This window comes from Streptomyces curacoi (genome assembly GCF_001513975.1).
Taxonomy (GTDB): Bacteria; Actinomycetota; Actinomycetes; order Streptomycetales; family Streptomycetaceae; genus Streptomyces; species Streptomyces curacoi.
The window spans coordinates 560,779-580,325 of the sequence record NZ_KQ947989.1 but is presented as its reverse complement, the minus strand read 5'-3'; the positions used below and the strand labels follow the sequence as shown (position 1 = coordinate 580,325).

At 72.6% G+C, this 19,547-nt stretch carries 19 protein-coding genes and 1 pseudogene; 10 read left to right on the top strand and 10 right to left on the bottom strand.

The genetic code is table 11. The features are described from left to right. Positions 1-57 precede the first annotated feature (57 nt). Complete coding sequence (locus tag AQI70_RS22640; RefSeq protein WP_062152918.1) at positions 58-966, bottom strand: endonuclease/exonuclease/phosphatase family protein; 909 nt, start codon at positions 964-966, stop codon at positions 58-60. Positions 967-1,170: 204 nt separating this feature from the next. On the opposite strand from AQI70_RS22640, the gene AQI70_RS22635 reads away from it, so the two are divergent. Together AQI70_RS22635 and AQI70_RS22630 are read left to right on the top strand one after the other, a co-directional pair. Then, a complete protein-coding gene (locus tag AQI70_RS22635; RefSeq protein WP_062152916.1) occupies positions 1,171-2,475 on the top strand; it encodes a DUF6986 family protein in 1,305 nt (434 codons plus the stop codon). A gap of 95 nt (positions 2,476-2,570) precedes the next feature. Continuing rightward, the gene (locus AQI70_RS22630; protein WP_062152914.1) at positions 2,571-4,667 is read left to right on the top strand and encodes a serine/threonine-protein kinase; all 2,097 of its coding nucleotides are present in this window, start codon (positions 2,571-2,573) and stop codon (positions 4,665-4,667) included. Here AQI70_RS22630 and AQI70_RS22625 read toward each other — a convergent pair. Together AQI70_RS22625 and AQI70_RS22620 are read right to left on the bottom strand one after the other, a co-directional pair. Further along, on the bottom strand, positions 4,613-5,407 hold the full coding sequence (locus AQI70_RS22625; RefSeq protein WP_062152912.1) for a hypothetical protein: 795 nt from the start codon (positions 5,405-5,407) through the stop codon (positions 4,613-4,615). The genes AQI70_RS22630 and AQI70_RS22625 overlap by 55 nt on opposite strands. 7 nt (positions 5,408-5,414) lie before the next feature. Next, a complete protein-coding gene (locus AQI70_RS22620; protein WP_062152910.1) occupies positions 5,415-6,464 on the bottom strand; it encodes a LacI family DNA-binding transcriptional regulator in 1,050 nt (349 codons plus the stop codon). A 217-nt stretch (positions 6,465-6,681) separates the two neighbouring features. Between AQI70_RS22620 and AQI70_RS22615 the strand changes: the two genes are divergently transcribed. The 3 genes from AQI70_RS22615 to AQI70_RS22605 all read left to right on the top strand — a co-directional run bounded on the left by AQI70_RS22615 (position 6,682) and on the right by AQI70_RS22605 (position 9,583). Continuing rightward, the gene (locus tag AQI70_RS22615; RefSeq protein WP_062152908.1) at positions 6,682-7,629 is read left to right on the top strand and encodes an ROK family protein; all 948 of its coding nucleotides are present in this window, start codon (positions 6,682-6,684) and stop codon (positions 7,627-7,629) included. Positions 7,630-8,071: 442 nt separating this feature from the next. Then, positions 8,072-8,398, top strand: coding sequence for a hypothetical protein (locus tag AQI70_RS22610; protein ID WP_062152906.1), 327 nt, complete (start codon positions 8,072-8,074; stop codon positions 8,396-8,398). 144 nt (positions 8,399-8,542) lie between these two features. Next, complete coding sequence (locus AQI70_RS22605; RefSeq protein WP_062152904.1) at positions 8,543-9,583, top strand: NUDIX hydrolase; 1,041 nt, start codon at positions 8,543-8,545, stop codon at positions 9,581-9,583. A gap of 290 nt (positions 9,584-9,873) precedes the next feature. Here the strand turns inward: AQI70_RS22605 and AQI70_RS22600 are convergent, their stop codons facing one another. Beyond that, positions 9,874-11,229, bottom strand: coding sequence for a dipeptidase (locus AQI70_RS22600; protein WP_062152901.1), 1,356 nt, complete (start codon positions 11,227-11,229; stop codon positions 9,874-9,876). A gap of 133 nt (positions 11,230-11,362) precedes the next feature. Between AQI70_RS22600 and AQI70_RS22595 the strand changes: the two genes are divergently transcribed. After that, positions 11,363-12,601: a geranylgeranyl reductase family protein gene (locus AQI70_RS22595; protein ID WP_062152899.1), complete on the top strand. Its 1,239-nt coding sequence runs from the start codon at positions 11,363-11,365 to the stop codon at positions 12,599-12,601. 60 nt (positions 12,602-12,661) lie between these two features. On the opposite strand, the gene AQI70_RS22590 is transcribed toward AQI70_RS22595, so the two are convergent. Then, positions 12,662-13,111 (bottom strand): nitroreductase family deazaflavin-dependent oxidoreductase, encoded by a 450-nt coding sequence (locus tag AQI70_RS22590; protein WP_062152897.1) that lies wholly within the window; start codon positions 13,109-13,111, stop codon positions 12,662-12,664. A 129-nt stretch (positions 13,112-13,240) separates the two neighbouring features. On the opposite strand from AQI70_RS22590, the gene AQI70_RS22585 reads away from it, so the two are divergent. From AQI70_RS22585 to AQI70_RS22575, 3 genes are all read left to right on the top strand, one after another. Further along, entirely contained in the window at positions 13,241-13,939 is a 699-nt protein-coding gene (locus tag AQI70_RS22585) for a TetR/AcrR family transcriptional regulator (protein WP_062152895.1), read from the top strand. A gap of 104 nt (positions 13,940-14,043) precedes the next feature. Next, on the top strand, positions 14,044-15,285 hold the full coding sequence (locus tag AQI70_RS22580) for a sensor histidine kinase (protein ID WP_107117063.1): 1,242 nt from the start codon (positions 14,044-14,046) through the stop codon (positions 15,283-15,285). Further along, positions 15,282-15,947: a response regulator transcription factor gene (locus AQI70_RS22575; RefSeq protein ID WP_062152891.1), complete on the top strand. Its 666-nt coding sequence runs from the start codon at positions 15,282-15,284 to the stop codon at positions 15,945-15,947. Before AQI70_RS22580 ends, AQI70_RS22575 begins: the two co-directional genes overlap by 4 nt. On the opposite strand, the gene AQI70_RS22570 is transcribed toward AQI70_RS22575, so the two are convergent. Both AQI70_RS22570 and AQI70_RS22565 read right to left on the bottom strand, forming a co-directional pair. Then, a complete protein-coding gene (locus AQI70_RS22570) occupies positions 15,908-16,258 on the bottom strand; it encodes a DUF6332 family protein (protein ID WP_062152889.1) in 351 nt (116 codons plus the stop codon). The genes AQI70_RS22575 and AQI70_RS22570 overlap by 40 nt on opposite strands. Positions 16,259-16,328: 70 nt before the next feature. After that, positions 16,329-17,819 carry an MFS transporter gene (locus AQI70_RS22565; RefSeq protein ID WP_062152888.1) on the bottom strand — a complete coding sequence of 497 codons (1,491 nt, stop codon included), beginning with the start codon at positions 17,817-17,819 and terminating at the stop codon, positions 16,329-16,331. 85 nt (positions 17,820-17,904) lie between these two features. Between AQI70_RS22565 and AQI70_RS22560 the strand changes: the two genes are divergently transcribed. After that, the gene (locus AQI70_RS22560; RefSeq protein WP_062152886.1) at positions 17,905-18,327 is read left to right on the top strand and encodes a MarR family winged helix-turn-helix transcriptional regulator; all 423 of its coding nucleotides are present in this window, start codon (positions 17,905-17,907) and stop codon (positions 18,325-18,327) included. A gap of 16 nt (positions 18,328-18,343) precedes the next feature. Here AQI70_RS22560 and AQI70_RS22555 read toward each other — a convergent pair whose 3' ends face one another. The 3 genes and pseudogenes from AQI70_RS22555 to AQI70_RS40805 form a co-directional block, all read right to left on the bottom strand. Then, positions 18,344-19,084, bottom strand: a complete 741-nt coding sequence (locus AQI70_RS22555) for a maleylpyruvate isomerase family mycothiol-dependent enzyme (protein WP_062152883.1) — start codon at positions 19,082-19,084, stop codon at positions 18,344-18,346. Positions 19,085-19,143: 59 nt separating this feature from the next. Next, positions 19,144-19,332 carry a VOC family protein gene (locus AQI70_RS40810; protein WP_341845963.1) on the bottom strand — a complete coding sequence of 63 codons (189 nt, stop codon included), beginning with the start codon at positions 19,330-19,332 and terminating at the stop codon, positions 19,144-19,146. Next, positions 19,332-19,532 (bottom strand): annotated as a pseudogene (locus AQI70_RS40805) (VOC family protein); the annotation flags it as partial. The pseudogene AQI70_RS40805 and the gene AQI70_RS40810, both read right to left, overlap by 1 nt. Positions 19,533-19,547 lie beyond the last annotated feature (15 nt).

Here is a 19,547-nt window from a genome sequence, read left to right as displayed (position 1 = left end):
CGACGGACACACCGAGGCCCCCGTGACCGCACCGACGGTCACGGGGGCCTCGGGCGTTCATCCCAGGCTCAGGGACGCCTGCACGGGCAGATGGTCGCTCGGGAACTGGCCGTCGTCGGAGAACGTGTTGATCGACGCCCGATGCGCCGTGACGCCGGGCGTGGTCAGGATCCAGTCGATGCGGTCGCCGTTCGGCGTCAGCGGTTTGTAGCCATGGAAGGTCCCGTACAGCGCGCTGCGCTCGCGTGCGGTGTCCCAGGTGTCCACGAGACCGGCGCCGAGCAGCGTGTCGTACACCGTGTTCCTGTGCGCGGCGACATTGAAGTCCCCGGTCACCACCATCGGAAGCGACCGTTCGAACCCGGCGAGCCGCTCGGCGATGAGCGAGGCGCTGCGCTCGCGCGCGTACTGACTCGCGTGGTCGAGGTGGGTGTTGAGGACGTGGAACTCCCGTCCGCCGTCGGCCAGATCGCGAAAGCGGACCCACGTGACCATACGGGGGAAGGCCGCGCCCCAGGTGTTGGAGCCGATCACGTCCGGGGCGTCGGAGAGCCAGAAGTGGTCGTACGCGGTCGGGCGCAGGCGCCGGGAGTCGTAGAACACCGCCATGGACTCGTCGTGGCTGCCGTGCAGTCGGCCGGTGCCCACCCAGTCGTAGCGCGGGCCGAGGTCGGAGTCGATGTCGAGCAGCTGCGGGAAGACGCCCTCCTGGGTCCCGATGATGTGCGGGGCCTCGCGGTGCAGCAGCGCGCGCATCACCGGTCGGCGCGCGGCCCAGCTGTTGGGCTCGGTGGTGCTCGCGAAGCGCAGGTTGAAGGACATGACCCTCAGGTGCCGGCGGGCCGGGCGTTCGCCCGCCGAGGCGGACGAGCTGGGCAGTGCTGTACTGGAGAGGGGCACGGTGACGGCCGTGGCCAACGCGGCCTTCAGGCCCAGACGGCGCGTGACTCGGCTGTGGTTCGGCACTGACGCTCCTTCGGTGGGAACTGCCGGACGAGTCGTGCGGGGCGTGCGTACGGAAGTGTGATACCGCCCCACGAGGTGGGCGTGAACATGGCGAGATGGGGGAGTGGCTCCCCGTGGACATGGTGTTGACCATCCGGAAGGTCCCCGGATAACTTCGTTCTACGGATTGTTGATTCCGCAGAGCGGAAAACAGGAGGGTGTGGGATGGGTCAGGGCCAGCAGGAGAAGGTGTCGACGAGCCTCGCGGGCGCCGTCAGCGAGGAGATCAGCGCCTCCCTCGCGCCGGTCGACGCCGAGCTGGAGCGGCGGTACCCCGGAGACCCCGGCACCCGCCAGCCCGTCCACACCGTGTACGTCCCCGGTGACGTCTTCGCGGCCGACACCCTCCGCACCTGGGGCGACCAGGCCCTGGCGCTGCTCGACGAACACGCTCCGGACGCCACCTCCTTCGCCGCTGTCCTCGGCCTGTCCGACGAGCTCGCCGAGCCCGTCCACGCGCGCGTGCGCGCCAAGCTGGAGCGCGAGCCGATCGAGGACCTGCGCGTCGACTTCGAGGACGGCTACGGCCCCCGGCCGGACGCCGAGGAGGACGAGGCGGCGGCCCGCGCGGCACGGCTCATCGCCGAGGCGTACCGGAACGGCACGGCGGCGCCGTACATGGGCATCCGCATGAAGTGCATGGAGGCACCGGTACGGGAGCGGGGCATCCGCACCCTCGACATCTTCCTCACCGGCCTGATGGAGGCGGGCGGACTGCCCGAGGGGCTGGTGCTCACCCTGCCCAAGGTGACGTACGCCGAGCAGGTCACCGCCATGGTGCGGCTGCTGGAGGCCTTCGAGAAGGCGCAGGGACTGGAGCCCGGCCGCATCGGCTTCGAGATCCAGATCGAGACCAGCCAGTCCATCCTCGCCACCGACGGCACGGCGACGGTGGCCCGCATGATCCAGGCCGCCGAGGGCCGCGCCACGGGCCTGCACTACGGCACCTTCGACTACAGCGCCTGCCTCGGCGTCTCCGCCGCCTACCAGGCCAGCGACCACCCGGCCGCCGACCACGCCAAGGCGATCATGCAGGTCGCGGCGGCGGGCACCGGCGTACGCGTCTCGGACGGCTCGACGAACGTCCTGCCGGTCGGCCCGACCGAGAAGGTCCACGACGCCTGGCGCCTGCACTACGGCCTCACCCGCCGCGCCCTGGCCCGCGCCTACTACCAGGGCTGGGACATGCACCCCGGCCACATCCCGACCCGGTACGCGGCCGTCTTCGCCTTCTACCGCGAGGGCTTCGAGCAGGCGGCCGGCCGCCTCGCGCGGTACGCCAACCGCGCCGGCGGCGACGTCATGGACGAGCCCGCCACCGCCAAGGCCCTCAGCGGCTATCTGCTGCGCGGCCTGGACTGCGGCGCCCTCGACATCGCCGAGGTCGCCCGGCTGACCGGCCTGACCCGCGCCGACCTGGAGGGCTTCGCGGCGCCCCGGCGCGGAGACCTGACCATCTCCGGCAAGTAGCGGGCCGGTCACAGCCGCCACCACCGGCCGGCGCCGTCACCCCTGCCCCGTAGTCTGTACGCCACGCATTGACGGGTCACAGGAACGGGGCAGGGGTGTCTTCGGGGGAGTACGGACAGGCGGACGAGGCCGGCCGGCTGCTGGCCGGGCGCTACCGGGTCGTGGCCCAGCTCGGGCGCGGTGGCATGGGCGTCGTCTGGAGGGCCGTCGACGAGGTCCTCGGCCGTGAGGTCGCCGTCAAGGAACTGCGCACCTACACCGACGCCGACGGTCCCGAACTCGCGGATCTGCGGCTGCGGATGCAGCGCGAGGCCCGCGCGGCGGCCCGGGTGCGGCATCCCGGCGTCGTCGCCGTGCACGACATCGCCGAGATCGACGGACGCCCGCTGATCGTCATGGAGCTGGTCGACGGCCCCTCCCTGGAGGCCGTGCTGCGCGAGCGCGGCACCCTCGACCCGCGGGAGGCGGCCGGTATCGGCGCCAAGGTCATGGAGGCGCTGGCCGCCGCCCACGCGGTCGGCGTCCTGCACCGCGACGTGAAGCCGGGCAACATCCTGCTGGAGAGTTCCGGCCGTGTGGTCCTGACCGACTTCGGCATCGCCGCCATGGAGGACCCGGGCGACGGTGAGGCCACCCACCTGACCCGCACCGGCGCACTCGTCGGTTCCCTCGACTACCTGGCCCCCGAGCGCGCCCAGGGCGCCGACCCGGGCCCTTCCTCCGACGTCTGGGCCCTGGGCGCCACGCTGTACGCGGCCGTCGAGGGCTCCTCGCCCTTCCGTCGTACGTCGACGTTCTCCACCCTCACCGCGATCGTCAGCGAGCCCCTGCCCGAGCCTCGTAACGCCGGGCCGCTCGGCCCGGTCCTCCAGCGGCTCATGGACAAGAGGCCCGAGTCCCGTCCCGAGGCCGACGAGGCGCGGGCACTCCTCCAGGCGGTGGCGGAGCCGGGCGGTACGGACGTGCCGACGGCGGCGCTGCGGGGGCCGGAGGGCTCCGGACCCGTGCGGGACGAGACGGAGCGCAGCGTCCCCTCGGTGCCGCCTCCGCCCGGGCCCACGACGGCGCCGAACGCAGACGGGCAGTCATTCGGGGCAGCCGCGCCCACAGCGCCCGTCGGACCGGCGTACGGCGGCCAGGGACCGGGCACGCCGGGGACTCAGGGCGGGGACACGCCGGGGCAGGGCGTGCCCGCGTCGGACCTGCCCGGGGCACCGCGCTTCGGGACCGCGGGCCAGGGCGCGAACGGCCCCGCGAGTCCTGGCCCGGGCACGCCGCCGGCCCAGGCTTTCGGCGCCGCCGGTCATCCCGGTCCGGCCGGGCACGGCCACGGCGCCCCGGGGCAGCCGGCCGTGTCGTCGTACGGCAGTGCGCCGGGGCCGTACGGCGGGCCCCCGCAGGGTTTCGGCAGCCCGGCCCCGCAGCCGCACGACCCGCACCCCACCGGCCCGATGGCCACGTCCTCCGGCACCTCCTCCCGGCGCAAGGGCCGCGCCCTGCTCGCCGCCGCTGCCGTGACCGTCGTCCTCGCGGCGAGCGGGGTCACCGTCGCCCTGCTCCACAACACGGACGACGCCAAGGCCGAGGCGCAGGACACGTCCTCCGTCACCTCCACGGGCACGTCCGCCCCGGCGACCGGCAGCCCCGACGCCGACCGCTCGGGCGACGCCGGCCCGACCGGGAAGAGCGACGAGGAGAAGTCCCCCGGCGCGACCAGGTCCCCGAGCCGCACGGCGGGAGCCGAGCCCGCGGACCGGCCCACCGCCTCCTCCCCGACCAAGACCTCGGGCGGGGGCGGCACCGACGGGGGCAGCACGGGCGGTGGTTCCGGCGACGGCGGTACGACGGGCGGTGGCGGAACCACAGGCGGTGGCGGAACCACGGGCGGAGGCGGAAGCACCACACCCGGCACGTCCTGCTCCGCCATCGGCGGCGGCAAGTACAACTGCCAGGTCTGGAAGCAGGCCAAGTCCTACACCGCCTCCGGCACCGAGGTCGGCGTCCTCAACGCGGGCACCAACTACTTCTACTGCCAGCAGAATCTGGGCCGCCGCGAGACATACGGCGAGTGGACCAATGTCTGGTGGGCCAAGACGGACGACGACAGCGGCAACTCGAACGTCTTCGTCAGCGATGTCTACATCGAGGGCGGCAACAACGACGAGCCGGTGCCCGGCCTCCCGGTCTGCTGATCCCGTACGTACTTCTCCAGGCCGGAGACCGTCACCAGCTTCTCCTCCGCCAACAGCCGGGTGCCCCGCTCGCACAGCAGCGCGTCGGCACGCGCCCGCGCGACGAACTGCTCGGGCGTCACACCGAACAGCTCCCGTAAGCGGGCCGACGTCCCGAGGAGTTCGGTGAGCAGGGCCCGCTGACCCGGGTGGGTGCGGGGCCCGCCGTCCCCGTTGTGCAACACCCCGTGGCGGTTGACGTACGCGAAAGCCCCCGGAAGCGCCGTGCCGTCCGCCAGGTCGATCCGGACCTCGGGCGCGGCCAGCCAGGCGCGTTGGTAGTTGCCGTTCGGCAGCGGCACCCCCTCGGTCGCGTCGATGACCGCCAACTGCTCGGCGTCGAGCCAGATGAGGAACAACTCCCGTACGACAGCGGGTGCGTCGAAGGGGGAGGCCGACACGTATCCCATCCGGCTCACATGGGCCGAGACGCCGACATCGATACCCGTGACCCGCGCTTTTACCATCGGGATGGGGGCCGTGATCCCGAACTCGGCCATCTTGTGCCGGAGCTGGCCCGGACAGCCGTTGGAGCCGACCGCGAGCACGGGCACCCGGTCGTCGTACACCAGCCGGTCGAGGGGCAGCAGTCGGTTCCCGTCGAGGAGGCAGGAGTCCTCGGGCCACGCGCCCGGGTAGAGCAGGGGATGCTCGCGCGGCGCCTCGGCCAGGCCCTGCGCCTCCAGCGTGCGGTCCGCCACGGGCCGCTCAGTCCGCCGGCGGCAGCTCGCCGGAACCGCGGGTGATCAGCCGCGTGGGCAGCTCGATGCGTTCGGGGGTGACCAGGGTGCCGTCCAGCTGGCGGAACAGACGCTCGGCGGCGGTGCGGCCGATCGCCGCCGCGTCCTGGGCGACCACGGTGACGCCCGGCTGCAGCAGGTCGGCGAGCTCGATGTCGTCGAAGCCGACGAGGGCGACGCGGCGCGTCTGCTCGGCGAGGACACGGATCACGGTGACCGTGACACGGTTGTTGCCCGCGAAGATCGCGGTGACGGGGGAGGAGCCGGAGAGCATCTCCTCGGCCGCCCGGCGCACCCGCTGTGGATCGGTGACGCCCAGGGACATCCAGGAGTCCGCCACCGGTATGCCCGCGTCCTCCATCGCGGCCCGATAGCCGCGCAGCCGTTCGGCGGCCGTGTGGATGCGGGGCATGTCGCCGATGAAACCGATCCGGCGGTGGCCGTGGGCGATGAGGTGGGCGACTCCGTCACGGGCGCCGCCGTAGTTGTCGGACAGCACGCAGTCGGCGTCGATCTTCCCGGCCGGCCGGTCGACGAAGACCGTGGCGACGCCCGCCTTCAGCTCGGGCTCCAGATACCGGTGGTCGTCACCGGCCGGAATGATCACCAGCCCGTCCACGCGCCGCGCGCACAGCGCCAGCGCCAGCTCCTGCTCGCGGTCCGGGTCCTCGGCGCTGGAGCCGTTGATGAGCAGGGCACCGTGCGCCCGGGCGACCTCCTCGACCGCCCGGCTGAGCGGGCCGTAGAACGGGTCCGCCAGATCCTCCAGGACCAGGCCGATGCTCGCCGTACGGCCCTTGCGCAGCACCCGCGCGCTGTCGTTGCGGCGAAAACCCAGCGCGTCGATGGCCTCCTGGACGCGACGCTCCGTCTCCGGGGTGACACCGGGCTCACCGTTGACCACGCGCGAGACGGTCTTCAGTCCGACTCCGGCACGCGCAGCGACGTCCTTCATGGTGGGACGGTTGCCGTAGCGGGATTCGGGAAGGCGGTCGGATCGGCGGATGGTCTCGGGCACGATGCGGTGTCCTGTCCTGTCGTCCACGGGGGATGCGTCGGTCCATGGGTTTGTATGAGGATGTGGCGTCGAGCATAGGCCCTGGACAACGTTGTCAGATCCACGAGACACTGTCCACCGCAATCTCCGGCCTGCGCCCCCCACCGCGAGACCGGCTCGCCCATTCCCCATGGTTCGACGGGGAGATCCCAATGGTTGACGGGGAGAACTGACACTGATGCACACCGACCTCGTGGCTGCGCTCGACATCGGCGGTACCAAGATCGCCGGAGCGCTGGTGGACGGCCACGGCCAGATCGTGGTCCGGGCCCAGCGCGCGACGCCCGCGCGGGAGGACGGCGAGACGGTGATGCGGGCCGTCGAGGAGGTGGTCGGCGAGCTGACCGCATCGCCCCTGTGGGGACGCGCCACGGCCGTCGGTGTCGGCAGCGCGGGGCCGGTGGACGCCTCCGCGGGCACCGTGAGTCCGGTGAACGTGCCCGGCTGGCGCGACTATCCGCTGGTCCGGCGGGTCCGGGAGGCGGCGGGGGGCCTGCCCGTCGAGCTCATCGGCGACGGCGTGGCCATCACGGCGGCCGAGCACTGGCAGGGAGCCGCGCGGGGGCACGCCAACGCGCTCTGCATGGTCGTCTCCACGGGCGTCGGCGGCGGCCTGGTGCTGAACGGCCGGCTGCACCCCGGCCCCACCGGCAACGCCGGCCACATCGGCCACATCTGCGTCGAGCTGGACGGCGACCCGTGCCCGTGCGGCTCGCGCGGCTGCGTGGAACGCATCGCCAGCGGCCCCAACATCGCCCGGCGCGCCCTGGAGAACGGCTGGCTGCCCGGCCCGGACGGCGACACGTCCGCCGCCGCCGTGGCCGCCGCCGCGCGGGACGGTGACCCGGTCGCCGTGGCCTCCTTCGAACGGGCCGCGCAGGCCCTGGCCGCCGGGATCGCGGCCACCGCGACCCTCGTCGAGATCGACATCGCCGTGATCGGCGGGGGAGTGGGCAAGGCGGGCGACGTCCTCTTCACGCCGCTGCGCAAGGCGCTCCACGACTACGCGACCCTGTCCTTCGTCCAGCGCCTGACGATCACGCCGGCCCAGATGGGCACGGACGCCGGGCTGGTGGGGGCCGCCGCGGCCGCGCTCGCCGGGAGGACGGACGCGGCGGCGGTCTGAGGGGCCGGGCAGGAACGTTCTCCCTGTATCGGCCCTGCCCTTGGCTCGGCGTCCCGGCGGCCGGCGGGCTTCCGCCCGGCCGGGATGGGCCTCTCCAGGCCGGGGCCGGGCGTCCCGAGCGGCTCCGCTTGGTTGCCGAGGCGCCCTCAGGTGGTCCGCCGGTGGGGACTGCCGGACTCAGGCGCCTCGGCAACTCGGCCGCGCTGCCGCCCAGTTCCCGTGGCTGGAAGTAATGCTGTCGCAGCCCTTGCCGGCGACGAGCCACACCCCGTGGGCGCCCGCCTCCCGTGGTACTCACGGCTGAGAGGCGCCCGACGATCTCCGCCTGCGCATGCGGCAACGCCGGTTTCATAGGGGGCGGCCCTGGCCGGAATTCCGTCACCGGACCGATCACCCGGAGGGCGGGCGTGACTCCGGCGCCGTTTCGACAGTTGAACCGGCCATGAAGAAGCGCAGCATGCTTGCCATCGCCTCCCTCGCCACCGGGTTCGTCGTCGCGGCGGTGACCCCGTCCCATGGCGCCGACGGTGACGCGGTGGTCACCCCGTCCAGTGCCCCCGGCACCGACGCGGCGATCCCTGCCCTCACCGGCGGGAAGACCCTTGGCATGGGCGGTAAGGCCCTCACCACCGGCGGTAAGACCAAGCTCGCCGGCATCGATGTGGACAAAGCCCTGGACACCTTCGGCCGGGCCATCAACCGTGAAACGGACCGGGCTGTGAACAACGCCCCTCATGGCAAGCACGGCAAGAACGGCAAGAACGGCTGACGAGCCCACCGACTCGACCTAGCGGCGCCGGTGCCCCGCACCCGAGGGGTACCGGCGCCGCTGTCGTGCGCTCTCTACTGGAACTGGTTTCCGTGGCAGGGTGGAGCGGGCAAGCCACAGGGGGCCAACAGAAGAGGGGGAAACGTGATCGTCTGGATCAACGGCGCGTTCGGTGCGGGGAAGACCACCACCGCACGCGAACTGATCGAGCTGATCCCGAACAGCACGCTCTTCGACCCCGAGGTCATCGGCGGAGCACTCAACCACCTGCTTCCGCCCAAACACCTCACCGAGGTCGGTGACTTCCAGGACCTGCCGATCTGGCGACGTCTCGTGATCGACACGGCGGCCGCGCTGCTCGCCGAGCTCGGCGGGACCCTAGTGGTCCCGATGACCCTGCTGCGCCAGGAGTACCGCGACGAGATCTTCGGCGGCCTCGCCGCACGCCGCATCACCGTCCAGCATGTCCTCCTCGCTCCGGCGGAAACGATCCTGCGGGAGCGAATAGCCGGGCGGGAGATCCCGCCCGACCTGCCCGACGGCGAGATACGGGTCCGGCAGTGGTCGTACGACCACATCGAGCCGTACCGCGCGGCGCTCGCCTCCTGGCTCACCGCCGACGCCTATCCGGTCGACAACAGCGGCCTGACCCCGTACGAGACCGCGGCCCGGATCGCCGAGGCCGTCGGCAGCGGTACGGTCCCCGTCTGCGACATCGTGCAGACGCCCGAGCCCACGGCCGAGACCCTGGCCTCGGGGGTCCTGCTCTTCGACGAGCAGGACCGGGTGCTGCTCGTCGACCCCACCTACAAGGCCGGCTGGGAGTTCCCCGGCGGTGTCGTCGAACGCGGCGAGGCACCCGCGCGCGCCGGCATGCGCGAGGTGGCCGAGGAGACGGGGATACACCTGGACGACGTACCGCAGTTGCTCGTCGTCGACTGGGAGCGGCCCTCGCCCCCGGGATACGGCGGTCTGCGCCTCCTCTACGACGGCGGCCGCCTCGACTCGGCGGAGGCCGAGCGCGTCCTGCTGCCCGGCCCCGAGCTGCGCGACTGGCGCTTCGTCACCGAGGAGGAGGCCGCCGATCTGCTGCCGCCGGTGCGCTACGAGCGGCTGCGCTGGGCGCTGCGGGCGCGTGAACGCGGGGCGGCGCTCTATCTGGAGGCCGGGGTTCCAAGGCCCTGAACCGCCGGGTTCCATGGCCCTGCACCGCAGGGGCTGCAAGGCCCTGAACCAGCGCCCCCGCCGCCCCCGTTGAAGTCGCCCGCGGCGGCGGCGAGGGCTCGTACCGGACGATGATGTCGGCGGCGGCCCGCGGGAACCCTCGGGCCGCACGCCGTCGGAGCGGGCTCCTGCTCGGCCAGGGCACCGGCGGCCTCGGCGCCGTCCGCGCGCGGCTCGGTGTGGAGCCGCTCACGCGGGGTCTACGGCACGTACTCCGGGAACAGTGTCCGAGCGCTTCACCGCGCGGCCCCTCAACTCGCCGCGTAGTTGCGCAGGAACAGCGCCTCGGCGACCGAAAGGCGTTCCAGTTCCTGCGGGGAGACGCTCTCGTTCACGGCGTGGATCTGGGCCTCCGGCTCGCTCAGGCCGATGAGGAGGATCTCCGCGTGCGGGTAGAGCGCGGCGAGGGTGTTGCACAGGGGGATCGAGCCGCCCTGGCCGGCGTACTGCATCTCCTGGCCGGGGTACGCCACCGCCATCGCGTCCGCCATCGCCTGGTAGGCCGGGCTGCTGGTGTCGGCGCGGAACGCCTGTCCCTGGCCGATCTGCTCGGTGCGCACGCGGGCGCCCCACGGCGTGTGCGCCTCCAGGTGGGCCTGGAGCAGCTTGGTCGCCTCGGCCGCGTCCACCCCCGGCGGCACCCGCAGGCTGATCAGCGCACGCGCGCTCGCCTGCACGGACGGAGTGGCGCCGACGACCGGCGGGCAGTCGATGCCGAGGACCGTGACGGCCGGACGCGCCCAGATGCGGTCGGCGACCGTGCCGGAGCCGATCAGCTCGACCCCGTCCAGGACCTTGGCGTCCGCGCGGAACTGCTCCTCGTCGTACTGCAGCCCCTGCCACGACCACTCGCCGGTCAGCCCGTCCACCGTCGTCGAACCGTCGTCGGCGCGCAGCGAGTCCAGTACGCGGATCAGCGCGCCGAGCGCGTCGGGCGCGGCGCCGCCGAACTGGCCGGAGTGCAGGTTGCCTTCGAGCGTGTCGATCTGCACGCGGACCAGGGTCATGCCGCGGAGCGTCGAGGTCACCGTCGGCAGGCCGACGCGGAAGTTGCCCGCGTCGCCGATGACGATGGTGTCGGCCTCCAGCAGGTCCGGGTGCTCCTCGGCGTACCGCTCCAGACCGCCCGTGCCCATCTCCTCCGAGCCCTCGGCGATCACCTTGACGTGGACGGGTATGCCGCCGTTGGCCTTCAGCGCGCGCAGCGCGAGCAGGTGCATGATCAGACCGCCCTTGCAGTCGGCGGCGCCGCGTCCGTACCAGCGGCCGTCGCGCTCGGTCAGCTCGAAGGGCGGGGTGCTCCAGGCGGCCTCGTCCAGCGGGGGCTGTACGTCGTAGTGGGCGTAGAGCAGGACCGTCTTCGCACCCTCGGGGCCGGGCAGGCAGCCGTACACCGACTGCGTGCCGTCGGGGGTGTCGAGGAGGGCCACGTCCGCGAAGCCCTCGGCGCGCAGCGCGTCGGCGACCCAGCGGGCGGCGCCCTCGCTCTCGCTCTTGGGGAACTGGTCGAAGTCCGCCACCGACTTGAACGCCACCAGTTCGGTGAGCTCCGCCTTCGCCCTGGGCATCAGCGAGGCGACGGTCTCGGCGACCGGATTCGACGACATGGGCACGCTCCTTGTGGGTGCGACGTTGTACGTATGAGTGCTGTGATCCTCCCACAGCGGGCTGCGACGACGCCCGCCGTAGGATGCCAGGGACAGCAGCAGGCGGCGGCTTGATCGGGAGCAGTAGACCATCGTGAGCAGCGAGAACTCTTCGGCGGACGACGTGCGGCAGGTGTGGGACGTCGTCGTGGTGGGCGCGGGACCCGCGGGAGCGTCGGCCGCGTACGCGGCGGCGGTCGCCGGGCGGCGCGTGCTGGTGCTGGAGAAGGCGGAGCTGCCGCGCTACAAGACATGCGGCGGCGGCATCATCGGCCCCTCGCGCGACTCGCTCCCACCCGGCTTCGAACTGCCCTTCCGGGACCGGGTGCACGCGGTGACGTTCTCGAACAACGGCCGCTTCACCCGCACCCGCCGCTCCAAGCAGATGCTGTTCGGGCTGATCAACCGGCCCGAGTTCGACCAGCAGCTGGTCGAGCACGCGCAGAAGGCGGGCGCCGAGCTGCGCACGGGCGTCACCGTCCAGCGCGTCGAGCAGCACGGCTCGGCGGTGCCGGACCGGCGCAGCGTCGCGGTCGTCCTGCAGGGCGGCGAGACGCTGCTCGCGCGGGCCGTCGTCGGCGCGGACGGCAGCGCCAGCCGGATAGGAGCACACGTCGGGGTGAAGCTCGACCAGGTGGATCTCGGCCTGGAGGCGGAGATCCCGGTGCCGGAGACGGTCGCCGAGGACTGGAAGGGGCGGGTGCTCATCGACTGGGGCCCGATTCCCGGCAGTTACGGCTGGGTGTTCCCCAAGGGGGAGACGCTCACGGTCGGGGTGATCTCGGCGCGCGGTGAAGGGGCCGCCACCAAGCGGTACTTGGAGGAGTTCATCGGGCGCCTCGGGCTCTCCGGGTTCGAACCGAGCATCTCCTCCGGCCACTTGACGCGGTGCCGTGCCGACGACTCGCCGCTGTCGCGCGGGCGCGTGCTGGTGTGCGGTGACGCGGCGGGTCTGCTGGAGCCGTGGACGCGCGAGGGGATCTCGTTCGCGCTGCGGTCGGGGCGGCTCGCGGGGGAGTGGGCGGTCAGGATCGCCGAGGCGCACGACGCGGTGGACACCCGGCGCCAGGCCCTGAACTACGCCTTCGCGGTCAAGGCGGGCCTCGGTGTCGAGATGAGCGTCGGCAAGCGGCTGCTGACCGTCTTCGAACGCCGGCCGGGTCTCTTCCACGCGGCGCTGACCGGCTTCCGGCCGGCCTGGAAGGCGTTCATGGACATCACCCGCGGCTCGACGTCGCTGGCCGAGATCGTCCGCACCCACCCGATGGCCCACCGCGCCCTGACCGCGCTGGACCGCCGACCGGCGCCGACGGGCGACGAGGCCGCTTCCTGACGGCGGTCCCGGGTCACTTCTCGGTGACTGGCCCCGTCACCTCTCGACGACGAGCCCCGGTCACTTCACGAGGGTGATCCGGAAGACGGGGTGGTCCGGCGCGCAGGCGATGATCTCCTCGTCGGAGGACTTCGCGGTGACCCCCTGGAAGTACTGGTTGACCTCCCACCCCCACTTCTCCAGGTAGGTCCGCAGGATCGGGAGCTTCTCCTCGTCGGGAAGCTCCACCGCGGAGAACTCACGGACCTTGCGCCCGACGCGCAGCTCCCCGCCCCCGGCGGCACGCATGTTGCGCACCCACTGGGAGTGGCCGCGGGCCGAGACGAGGTACTGCGCGCCGTCGTAGGTGTGCGGGTTGACCGGGATGCGCTGCATCCTGCCGCTCTTGCGCCCGCGCACCGACATCTCCGCCGTGCCCGCGATGCTGAGCCCGCGCCGGGCCAGCCAGCCGATGACGCTGTTGAGGCGGACGTTCAGCGAACTGCCCTTGAGGTAGTACGGCGACGACATGGTGACCCCCAGAGATTGAGAGAGCGGTGCTCTCGCTCGAGAGCAGTGTGCACGAGAGCGGCGACCCAGAGCAAGAGCAGTGCTCTCGAATGTGTGCACCGCTCTGCCTTTCGTGGGAGACTGCCGCACATGAGCAGCACCGCAAGGGGCGCACGTGCCCGCGCCAGGATGGAAGTCACCGCCGCCATCAAGGACGAGGCGCGCAGACAGCTGGCGGCCGACGGCGCCGCCAAGCTCTCGCTGCGCGCCGTGGCCCGCGAACTCGGGATGGTCTCCTCCGCGCTGTACCGCTACTTCCCCAGCCGGGACGACCTGCTGACCGCCCTCATCATCGACGCGTACGACTCCCTCGGCGCCGGCGCAGAGGCCGCGCACCGCGAGGTCGCGGACGCCGGGCCCGTACGGCGCTGGACGGCGGTGTGCGAGGCCGTACGTGGCTGGGCGCTCGGGCATCCGCACGAGTACGCGCTGATCTACGGCTCACCCGTGCCCGGCTACACCGCACCCGACACCACGGTTGCGGCCGCCTCCCGCGTCGGCCTCCTCCTCATCGGCATCGCGCGCGACGCCCACCAGGGACCCGGCCCGGTCCGCCCCCCGCTGCCCGCCGGACTGCGCCCCGAGGCCGAGCGGATGGCCGCCGACCTCGCGCCCGACCTGCCGCCGGAGACGGTGACGGCGCTCGTCGCGGCCTGGGCCCAGCTGTACGGGCTGGTCGGGTTCGAGCTGTTCGGGCAGTTCAACCGGGTCGTGGAGGACCGGGAGACCTTCTTCCGGCACGCGGTGACCCGACTCGCCCACGGCGTCGGCCTGGCGCAGGAGTGCTGAGGACCAGGGAGTGACGGGCCGGCGGACGTACTTCGCGGGGAGTATGTGTGATCACCACGCGCGGGTGACGCCGCCCGGCGGCCATCGCGTCTAGCGTGGCGGACATGGACGAGCAGCAGGGCCGCCGGGGCGGCGGGCCGCCGATGTGGTGGCGGCACGGGCCGCCGTGGTGGAACCGCTGGGAGGACGAGGAGCGCGCTCCTCGTCGGCCCTGGCGCTCCACCGCGCTGATCACGGCCTTCGTGGTGGCCGGCTCGCACTTCGCGGCCCAGGGGCAGGACGACCGGGCGGCTCTCGACCTCTTCGCCCGCGCGCTGCTGCTCGTGGCGTCGGGACTGCTGCTGTGGCGCAGGCAGTATCCGGTGGCCGTCGCCTTCGGGTCGGCGGTGGCCGCCACGGTCTATCTGGGCGCCGGATACCCGTACGGGCCGGTCTTCGTGGCCGTCGCCGCGGCCTGCTTCAACGCCATCGTCACCGGGCACCGCAGGGCCGCCTGGGCGGCGGTCGGGGTGTTCTGGGCCGGGCACGCCCTGGTGGCGCACTGGCTGTACCGGTGGCTGCCGCCGTCCGGGGATTCAGCCGCTTCCTGGACGCAGGAGGGCGTGATCGCCGCCTGGGTCGCCGCGATCATGGCGGTGTCTGAGCTGGCCAGGACCCGGCGCGAGCAGTGGGCGCGGGAGCGGGCCGAGCGGGCGCAGGCGGCGCGGCGGCGGGCCGACGAGGAGCGGCTGCGGATCGCCCGTGAGCTGCACGACGTCCTCGCGCACAGCATCAGCGTGATCAATGTGCAGGCGGGCGTCGGCCTCGCCCTCCTCGACACCGACCCCGAGCAGGCCCGCACGGCGCTCACCACCATCAAGGCCAAGAGCAAGGAGGCACTCGGCGAGGTCCGCCAGGTCCTCGACACCCTGCGCACCCCCGGCGACGCACCGCGCACTCCCGCACCCGGCCTGGACCGCCTGCCGGAACTGGTGCGGCAGGCGGCGAGCGCGGGCCTCACCGTCGAGGTCGAGGGCGAGCCGCCCCGCCTTTCGCCCGGCACGGACCTCGCCGCGTTCAGGATCGTCCAGGAAGCCCTCACCAATGTCGTACGCCACTCGGGATCGCGGCACGCACGCGTGCTCCTGGAGCACGGCGACGGGACGACGCTACGGTTGCGTATCGACGACGACGGTCCGGCGACCGGCGCCGAAGCCGGCGGCAGCGGCAACGGGTTGGCCGGAATGCGGGAACGGGCGGCCGCGCTGGGTGGCACCATCGAGGCGGGCCCGCGGGCCGACGGCGGGTTCCGGGTGCTCGCCGTACTGCCGCTGACGGCCTCCGCCGCGACCAAGGAGGACCGGTGATCCGCGTACTGCTCGCCGACGATCAGTCACTCGTACGGGCCGGCTTCCGGGCGCTGCTCGACGCGCAGCCCGACATCGAGGTGGCCGGGGAGGCCTCCGACGGCGAGGAAGCCCTGCGCCGGGTGCGCGAACTGCGGCCCGACGTGGTGCTGATGGACATCCGCATGCCGCTCCTCGACGGCCTCGCCGCGACCCGCCGGATCACCGAGGACGGCGCCCTGGCGGACGTCAAGGTGGTCATGCTGACCACCTTCGAACTCGACGAGTACGTCTTCGAGGCCATCCGCTCGGGCGCCTCCGGCTTTCTGGTCAAGGACACCGAGCCCGAGGAACTCCTGCGCGCCGTACGGGCCGTGGTGGAGGGTGACGCGCTGCTGTCGCCGGGTGTGACCCGGCGGCTGATCGCCGAGTTCGCCACCCGCTCCAAGGAGCCCGCGCCCGCGGACACCCTCGCCGAACTCACCGAGCGCGAGCGGGAGGTCATGGCGCTGGTCGGCATCGGGCTGTCCAACGAGGAGATCGCCCGCCGCCTGGTGGTCAGCCCGCTCACCGCCAAGACCCACGTCAGCCGCACGATGGTGAAGCTCGGCGCCCGGGACCGGGCCCAACTCGTCGTACTCGCCTACGAGTCGGGGTTGGTACGGCCGGGCTGGCTGGGCTGAGACTCGCCCAGGGACTCCCCCTCGAACCGGGACTCCCCCTCGAACCGGGACTCCCCCTCGAACCGGGGCGCTCCCTCGAAGCGGACCAGGACGCTGACCACCCGGGCGACGAACAGGACGGCCGCGAGCGTGACGCCCGTGCCGATGAGTGTGCTGCGCGCGGTGCCCGACAGGGCGAAGACGAACGCCGGTCCGGCCACCGCTGCGAACAGCAGGGCCGCCGCGAACGCCGCGCTGCACAGCGCGTATCCGATCTCGACGGTGATCGCGTCCCGGCGCGCCTGATCACGCCGTCCCCCGTGTCCAGTCATACGGCGAGTTTCACAAATGTGTGCCCGGCGGGCAAGCGAACCCCGCCGGGCACACCTTGGAGGCGTCCCCCTAGTCGCGGACGGGTACGCGGTCCGCTTCCGCCTCCTGCAGGGTGGACTTCGCGACGACGACGGACTGCTGCCGGCTCCGTGAGCGCAGCCCCGACAGGGTGATCAGGAGCCCGATGACCGCGATGCCGGTCACCATGACCAGCCCGGGCCGGTAGCTGTCGAGCACGGTCTGCGGGGTGGCCTTCTCGGGGGCGTTCGCGGTGACCACCGCCGTCACGACGGCCAGGAAGATCGCGCCGCCCACCTGCACCGAGGTGTTGAGCAGGCCGGAGACCATGCCCTGCTCGTGGTCGTCGACCCCGTTGGTGGCCTGGATGTTGAGCGACGGGAAGACCAACGCGCAGGCGGCGCCGATGAGCAGCATGCTCGGCAGGATCACCGCCGCGTACGCCGGGTCGAGGTCGACGCGCAGGAAGAGCGCGTAGCCGACGACCATCAGGGCGAAGCCCACCGGGATCAGCCGCGCCGTGCCGAACCGGTCGACGATCGAGCCCATCTTGGCCGCGGACAGCGCCACCAGCAGGCCGGCGGGCAGGAAGGCGAGCGCGGTCTGCAGCGCAGACCAGCCGAGCAGCGTCTGGAGGTACAGCGTGGCCAGGAACTGGAAGCCGATGTACGAGCCGAAGAACGTCATGGCACCGAGCTGGGCGCGGATCTGGTTGCCGGAGCGCAGCACGCCCAGCCGCACCAGCGGGCCCGGCGAGCGCCGTTCGACCAGGACGAACACGGTCAGGAGCGCGGCGACGGCGAGGAAGGACAGCAGTGTGCGGGCCGAGGCCCAGCCGACTTCGGGTGCCTGTACGACGGTGAAGACCAGCAGCAGCATCGAGGCGGTGCCGATGACGGCGCCGGGGATGTCGTAGCCCCGGTGGTTCTGCTCGCGTTCGCTGCGCGGCAGCAGCTTCAGGCCGGCGACGAGCGCGATGACGGCGATGGGCGCGGGCAGCAGCATCGTCAGGCGCCAACTGGCCTCGGTGAGCAGGCCGGAGAGCACCAGGCCCATCGAGAAGCCGGTGGCCGCACAGGTGGTGTAGATGGACAGCGCCCGGTTGCGCAGCGGGCCCTCCGGGAACGTCGTGGTGATGATCGACAGTCCGGCCGGGGCCGTGAAGGCCGCGCTCAGTCCCTTGATGAAGCGGCTGGCGATGAGCAGCGGCCCGGAGTCCACGAGCCCGCCGAGCAGGGACGCCAGCGCGAAGACGGCGAGGGCCACCAGGAACACCTGGCGTCGGCCCAGCAGGTCGGCGGTGCGGCCGCCGAGCAGGAGCAGGCCGCCGTAGCCCAGGATGTAGCCGCTGACGACCCACTGCAGGGTCGAGGTGGACAGGCCCAGGTCGGCGCCGATGGACGGCAGGGCGACACCGACCATCGACACGTCCAGCGCGTCCAGGAACATCGCGGCGCACAGCACGAGCAGGGTGCCCCACAGCCGGGGGGTCCAGCGAACCGCCGAGGGCGGGGCCGCGGGGGTGGTGAGCGGAGAGGTCATGCCGGAGACACTACATGCGCATGCATGGGATGCAAACGCATTTAATTCTGATGCAACGAATCCGGTTCTCTGCTACGGTGCGCCCATGGCGGCGAAGAAGGCCGAGCAGGCGCTGGTGGACCAGTGGCGGGACATCCTTGCGCTGCACGCGCGTACGCAGTGCGAGCTGGACCGCGCACTGCACCGACACGGCCTGTGTGCCAGCGACTTCGAGGTCCTGGACGTCCTGGCCGAGGGCTCGTCGCGGGGCGGCTCGAAGGGCCCGGGAGGTGTCGCGTCGTTCCGTGTGCAGGAGATCTCCGAGCGGGTGCATCTCAGTCAGAGCGCGCTGTCGCGGCTGATCGCCCGGCTGGAGAAGGACGGCCTCGTCCAGCGCTGTATGTGCCCGGAGGACCGGCGGGGCGTGCGTGTGGCGCTCACGGAGAAGGGGCGCACGCTGCACGGTGAGGTGCTGCCGGTGCAGCGCGCGGTGCTGACGCGGATGCTGGCGGGCGGCCCGGCCGGCTGACCGCCCGTCACCGGCCTCAGACGATCGCCGACTTCTCCCGCCACAGCGCGGCGAGCGAGCGGTCACCCGTCACGCTCGGCACCGGCAGCCGGTTCCACAGCGCCAGGTACAACTGCGCGGCGGGACCGGCCACTTCGGCGTCCGCGTCCCCGCCGGACTCCTCCCGCGTGGCCACGGGAGGCTCCGGCGACAGTCGTACGGTCCACACGGCGCCCGTGTCCGAGGCCCGCACCCGCAGCACGCGCGGCTCCTGCGTGCGGACCCTGCTCTTGGCGCGGGCATGGAACCCGCGCAGCAACTCGTCGATCCCGTCCACCGCGAACTCCGTCGCGATGCCCGTCGGGGTGCCGCCGCGCGCCGACTGCGCGTCGAAGCGGTGGACGGCCGTCTCGTGGGCCTGCCGCCGGGCCCAGAAGGCCAGCGGTGACGGATTGGGCGCGGGGTGGAAGGTCCAGCACTCCACGCCGGGTGCGGCATCGGTCAGGACGTCGACCAGGTGGCGGTGGCTGTCCCGGTACCAGGCCAGGAGCTCGGGGCCGTCCAGGTCCGGGGGGTCGCCCACGGGCCGGGGAGAGGTGTGTCCCTCCGCGACGAACGCCGCGGCCCATCGGTGCACCACACCGGTGTGCCGCAGCAGGTCGCGCACCTGCCAGTCGGGACACGTCGGCACCTTGGCGTCGGCCCCGGCCTCCTCGGCGGCCGCCGCCAGCAGCTGACCCTCGCGGTCCAGGGTTCGCACGAACTCGGCTGTCTCCATGGGGGTGAGTGTGCCGGATCGAGTGCGGTCGAAGGGAAGTGCTTTTCCGTGCGGGGTGTTCAGGGCGGGGTGGGGAACAGGCGGAACTCGTTGCCCTCGGGGTCCGCCGGCACCCAGTGGTCCTCGTGGCGGGCCTGGACGGTCGCGCCGAGGGCGGTGAGCCGGCCGATCTCGGCCTCCGGATCGACGCACCCAGGTCCAGGTGCGGGCGGCTCTTCCCGCGCTTGGGCTCCGGCACGAGCTGACACCACAGGCGGGGGCCGCCGTCACGGGGCTCGACGAGCACGGTCGGGTCGTCCTCCGTACCGGCGACGGCCTGCGCGCGAAGACGCGCGAGCTCGGCGCCGTCGTAGGGGGCGACGGCGTAACCGTCGAGGGCGGCGGCCCGGAAGCGGGCCGTGGCGGCCGGGCGGGCACAGTCGATGACGAGGTCGCGGAGTCGTGCCATCCGGTCATGATGCGG

What these genes read in the sequence shown, in the direction of transcription:
- AQI70_RS22635 (WP_062152916.1), top strand. Translation starts at nt 1,171, where the DNA reads ATGGGTCAGGGCCAGCAGGAGAAGGTGTCGACGAGCCTCGCGGGCGCC.
- AQI70_RS22615 (WP_062152908.1), top strand. Translation starts at nt 6,682, where the DNA reads ATGCACACCGACCTCGTGGCTGCGCTCGACATCGGCGGTACCAAGATC.
- AQI70_RS22610 (WP_062152906.1), top strand. Translation starts at nt 8,072, where the DNA reads ATGAAGAAGCGCAGCATGCTTGCCATCGCCTCCCTCGCCACCGGGTTC.
- AQI70_RS22600 (WP_062152901.1), bottom strand. Translation starts at nt 11,229, where the DNA reads ATGTCGTCGAATCCGGTCGCCGAGACCGTCGCCTCGCTGATGCCCAGG.
- AQI70_RS22590 (WP_062152897.1), bottom strand. Translation starts at nt 13,111, where the DNA reads ATGTCGTCGCCGTACTACCTCAAGGGCAGTTCGCTGAACGTCCGCCTC.
- AQI70_RS22585 (WP_062152895.1), top strand. Translation starts at nt 13,241, where the DNA reads ATGAGCAGCACCGCAAGGGGCGCACGTGCCCGCGCCAGGATGGAAGTC.
- AQI70_RS22580 (WP_107117063.1), top strand. Translation starts at nt 14,044, where the DNA reads ATGGACGAGCAGCAGGGCCGCCGGGGCGGCGGGCCGCCGATGTGGTGG.
- AQI70_RS22570 (WP_062152889.1), bottom strand. Translation starts at nt 16,258, where the DNA reads ATGACTGGACACGGGGGACGGCGTGATCAGGCGCGCCGGGACGCGATC.
- AQI70_RS22565 (WP_062152888.1), bottom strand. Translation starts at nt 17,819, where the DNA reads ATGACCTCTCCGCTCACCACCCCCGCGGCCCCGCCCTCGGCGGTTCGC.
- AQI70_RS22560 (WP_062152886.1), top strand. Translation starts at nt 17,905, where the DNA reads ATGGCGGCGAAGAAGGCCGAGCAGGCGCTGGTGGACCAGTGGCGGGAC.
- AQI70_RS22555 (WP_062152883.1), bottom strand. Translation starts at nt 19,084, where the DNA reads ATGGAGACAGCCGAGTTCGTGCGAACCCTGGACCGCGAGGGTCAGCTG.